The organism is bacterium (genome assembly GCA_021372515.1).
In the GTDB taxonomy this organism is placed as follows: domain Bacteria; phylum Gemmatimonadota; class Glassbacteria; order GWA2-58-10; family GWA2-58-10; genus JAJFUG01.
On record JAJFUG010000037.1, the window covers coordinates 1 to 4,239 of the forward strand.

At 65.1% G+C, this 4,239-nt stretch carries 4 protein-coding genes; all 4 read left to right on the forward strand.

The genetic code is table 11. The features are described from left to right. Window positions 1–903 (forward strand): hypothetical protein (locus LLH00_03370; protein ID MCE5270303.1); only part of this gene is annotated, 903 nt, incomplete at its 5' end. 205 nt (window positions 904–1,108) lie between these two features. Continuing rightward, the gene (locus LLH00_03375; GenBank protein ID MCE5270304.1) at window positions 1,109–2,368 is read left to right on the forward strand and encodes an AGE family epimerase/isomerase; all 1,260 of its coding nucleotides are present in this window, start codon (window positions 1,109–1,111) and stop codon (window positions 2,366–2,368) included. 39 nt (window positions 2,369–2,407) lie between these two features. Then, window positions 2,408–3,670, forward strand: coding sequence for a methyltransferase (locus LLH00_03380; GenBank protein ID MCE5270305.1), 1,263 nt, complete (start codon window positions 2,408–2,410; stop codon window positions 3,668–3,670). 263 nt (window positions 3,671–3,933) lie between these two features. Continuing rightward, the coding region (locus LLH00_03385; GenBank protein MCE5270306.1) for a hypothetical protein at window positions 3,934–4,239 on the forward strand (306 nt) is incomplete at its 3' end.

Here is a 4,239-nt window from a genome sequence, read left to right on the forward strand (position 1 = left end):
CTGGTCACGTTCAACGACCTGCGCGAGGGCCGGTTCGTGAGCGTGGTGCACAACGTGTTCACCGGCGAGGAGCGGGTGTTGGGCCGGGCCTTGAGTGGAGTTTCCGCGGATGGCCGCAAGGGGCTGAGCCTCAATTTCGCCCGTCTGCACCAGACCCGTCCGGGCTACGGCTACCCCGGGCCGGGGGACAACCCGCGCCTGGAGGAGCTGCACCCGTCGGATGACGGCCTCTGGAGCGTGGACCTGGCAACCGGCGCCAGCCGCCTCATTGTCTCGCTGGATGACCTCTACCGCTTGAATCCGCCGGACAGCACAGTCGCCACGGGACGGATGTGGGTCAACCACACCATGTTCAACCCCAGCGCCACGCGAGTGTTCTTTCTTGGACGCTCGGCTCGTCTGGACGGCAAGGGCTGGGTCACCGCGGCCTACACCGTGGGCGCGGATGGTTCAGACCTCAGGGTGGTCCTGGGCTACGAGCGGGGCGGCTCACACTACGACTGGCTGAGCGATGACAGCCTGATGGTGACCACTTATCTCGAGGGCCACCTGCCGCTGGAGCATGTGCTGTTCTGCGACTCGCCCTCGGGCGCGACCGGTTTCCGTATACTCGGCGCGGGGCTGCTGAGCCAGGACGGGCACGGGACTTTCTCGCCGGATGGGCGCTGGATGCTGACCGACACCTACCCGGACGGCGCTGACAGGCGCACGTTGATCCTTCTGCGGCGCAGTGACGAGGCCGTGCTGCGGCTGGGACGGTTCCGGAACTACGGCGAGCAGTTCAGCGGGCCGGCCCGCTGCGACCTGCACGGGCGGTTCCAGAACGGCGACAGCCTGATCGTGTTCGACTCGGTGGATGACGGCACGCGGCAGGTGTACACGGCCCGGTTGATCCGTCGCTGAGGCCGGGCGACAGGTGGAGGCTCGGGCCGCAGAGCGGGGGGCCGCGCCGGGCGCCAACGGCGCCGCGCGCGTGCGCCCGCCCGCCGTGTTCCACGGCGGCGGCGCGGCCCCCCCGCCTCGCGGCCCCGGCCCCCAGCCACGGCTCATAATACGGTGAAACGGACTCAATCAACCGCTCGGACAAGCCGCCTATCGGATCGGAAACATGGACAAACAGCTCAGTCTCTGCCTGGAACAAGTCCGCGCGCACCTTCGTCAGGAGCTTCTCCCCTACTGGAGCGCGCGCGGGGATGACCCGCTTTTCGGCGGGTTCCTCACCTTTTTCGACCGCGAGGGCAATCCCACCGGCGAAAGCCGTAAGAACCTGCTGGCCCACGCCCGGATGATCTACGCTTTCTCCGCGATCCACCGCGCCGGCCTCGACCCGCAAGGAGCTTTCCTCGACCGGGCCGGGCGCGGCGTGCGGTTCATGCTCGACCATTTCCTGGACTGGCGCGAGGGTGGCTGGTTCTGGGTCCTGGAGCGTAACGGCCGCCAGGTGGACCGCAAAAAAATAGTCTACGGCCACAGTTTCGTGATCTACGCTTTCAGCGAGTACGCCCGGGCCTGCGGCGACAGCGCCGTGCTGGAGTTGGCCGAGCGCACTTTCGAGTGGCTCCAGGCTTTCGCGGCCGACAACCTGAACGGCGGCTGGTACGAGTTCTTCGAGCGCGAGTGGACCCACTGCCAGCCCGGGGAGTACGGCGGCGACCGCAAATCTTTCGATGTCCACATGCACCTGATGGAGGCGTTCACCAATCTCTACGCGGCCAGCGGCCGCGAGATTCACGCCCGCCGCGCCCGCGAGACCACGGAGTTGCTGGTCTCGCGCATGCTTCACCCCGAGCACGGCACTGCGATTGCGCAATTCTCCCCGGATTTCAAGCCCCTGCGGGCTATCATTTTCAAGAATGTCTGGGGTTCCGACCGCGAGGCCGAGGATGACCACGGGCGGCCCCTGGACAACACCTCCTACGGCCACAATGTCGAGTTCGCCTGGCTGCTGGGCCTGACAGTGCGCACACTCGGCCTCGACCCGTCCCACTACCGCTCCGTGCAGCACAAGCTCTATGATCACTGCCTCGAATTCGGCCTGGACCGCGAGCTGGGCGGCGTGTTCTGCGAGGGACCGCACCGGGGGCCCGCCCGCGAGCGCAACAAGGAGTTCTGGCAGCAGGCCGAGGCCCTGACCGGGTTCCTGGATGCCTGGGAAACTTTCGGCGACCCGCGCTACCGCGAGGCCTACCTCGAGCTGCACCGTTTCGTGTTCGGGCACGTGATCAACCACCGGGTGGGCGAGTGGCTGCCCCTGCTGGGACCGGACAACCGGGTGCTCTGGGACTATATGGGCCATGCCTGGAAAATCAACTACCATACGGTCCGCGCCATGCTCGAATGCGAGCGCCGCCTGGCCGCCCTGATCTGAATTGCCGTCTCACGGACCCGCTTGCAAGGAGAAAACAGGATGGAGAGCAGAAAGGTTGTCCGCGCCGCGCTGGAGCACCGCGATCCAGGCCGCGTGCCGGTGGATTTCGGGGCCAGCGCGGTCACCGGGATGCATGTCAGTTGCGTGGATGCGCTGCGACGGCATTACGGGCTCGAAAAGCGCCCGGTCAAGGTGCACGAGCCCTACCAGATGCTCGGCCTGATCGAGGATGACCTCCAGGAAGCCCTCGGACTGGATGTCGAGGGTGTGCCCGCACCGGCCACCATGTTCGGTTTCCGCAACGAGGACTGGCGCCCCTGGCGCACCCAGGAGGGGATCGAGGTCCTGGTCTCGAAGAACTTCGTCACGCGCACGGCTGACAACGGTGACACGCTGATCTACCCCGGGGGTGACAGCTCAGTGCCTCCCAGCGGCAAGATGCCCAAGGGTGGGCATTTCTTCGACTCGATAATCCGGCAGGAGCCTCTGGATGAGGGCAAGCTGGACCCGGCGGATAACCTGGAGGAGTTCGGCCCCATCCCGGCGGCCGACCTGGAGTATTTCCGGGCCGAGGTCGAGCGCGCAGGCTCCACCGGGCGCGCGGTGCTGGCCACTTTCGGCGGCCTGGCCCTGGGAGACATCGCCCTGGTGCCCGGGCCGTTCATGAAACACCCCAAGGGCATCCGCGACATCACCGAGTGGTACATCTCCACGGTCGCGCGCCAGGACTATATCCACAAGGTGTTTACCCGCCAGACCGAGATCGCCCTGGAGAACCTGGCGAAAATATACGCCGCGGTGGGTGACAAGGTGGATGTGGCCTTTGTCTGCGGCACCGATTTCGGCACCCAGACCTCCACGTTTTGTTCCACCGGCACTTTCCGCGACCTCTACCAGCCCTATTACAGCCGGATCAACGGCTGGATCCACGAGCACACCGGCTGGAAGACTTTCAAGCACTCCTGCGGCGCGGTGGAGAATTTCATGGAAAGTTTCATCCAGGCCGGGTTCGACATAATCAACCCTGTGCAGTGCTCGGCCACGGGGATGGAGCCGCGGGTTCTCAAGGAGCGCTACGGCAGGCGGCTCACGTTCTGGGGCGGGGGCGTGGACACCCAGCGCACGCTGCCGTTCGGCACGCCGGAGGAGGTCCGCAGGCAGGTGCTGGAGCGCTGCGAGGTGTTCGCCCCGGGCGGCGGGTTCGTGTTCAACGCGATCCACAACGTCCAGGCCCTCACCCCGGTGGAGAACATCGTGGCGATGATCGAGGCCGTGCGCGAGTACAACGGCAAAGGCCACTAAGCAGAATAGATGGCACATCCTTTTTCTATGTAGGGTCGCGCCCGTGTGTGCGACCGGGCGGACACAGGGGTCCGCCCCTACGAAAAAATGCAGACAGCGAGCAGTTCATTTCGCGGCCCTTGCTGGCTGCTGGTTCTCCTGGCCGAAACCAAGAGAACATAAGATTTTGGGCACGGCGTGCCGTGCCCCTACGAAAGACACGGAATCGGCTGACACAGGATTGATTCCTTCCCCTAACCCTGTAACCGCCCACAGGAACGTCCATGCAACGCGTCTCCCTATCGGTTCTCGACCTGCTGGTGTTCATAAGCTACTTCGCAGCGGTGGTGGTGCTGGGCATCTATGTGGCGCGGCGCGAGAAAAAGACCTCGCGCGACTATTTCCTGGCCGGCGACCGTCTGCCCTGGTACGCCATCGGCGGTTCGCTAACCAGCGCCAACATCTCCAGCGAGCATTTCGTGGGGATGATCGGCTTCGCCTACGCCGCCGGCCTGGTGGTGGCGAACATGGAATGGGGCAACTGGTATACCTACTCCCTGTTGATCTGGATTTTCCTGCCCTACTACATG

Bases quoted from the DNA above. Each gene is read 5' to 3' on its own strand.
- LLH00_03375 (MCE5270304.1), top strand. From the start codon at position 1,109: ATGGACAAACAGCTCAGTCTCTGCCTGGAACAAGTCCGCGCGCACCTT.
- LLH00_03380 (MCE5270305.1), top strand. From the start codon at position 2,408: ATGGAGAGCAGAAAGGTTGTCCGCGCCGCGCTGGAGCACCGCGATCCA.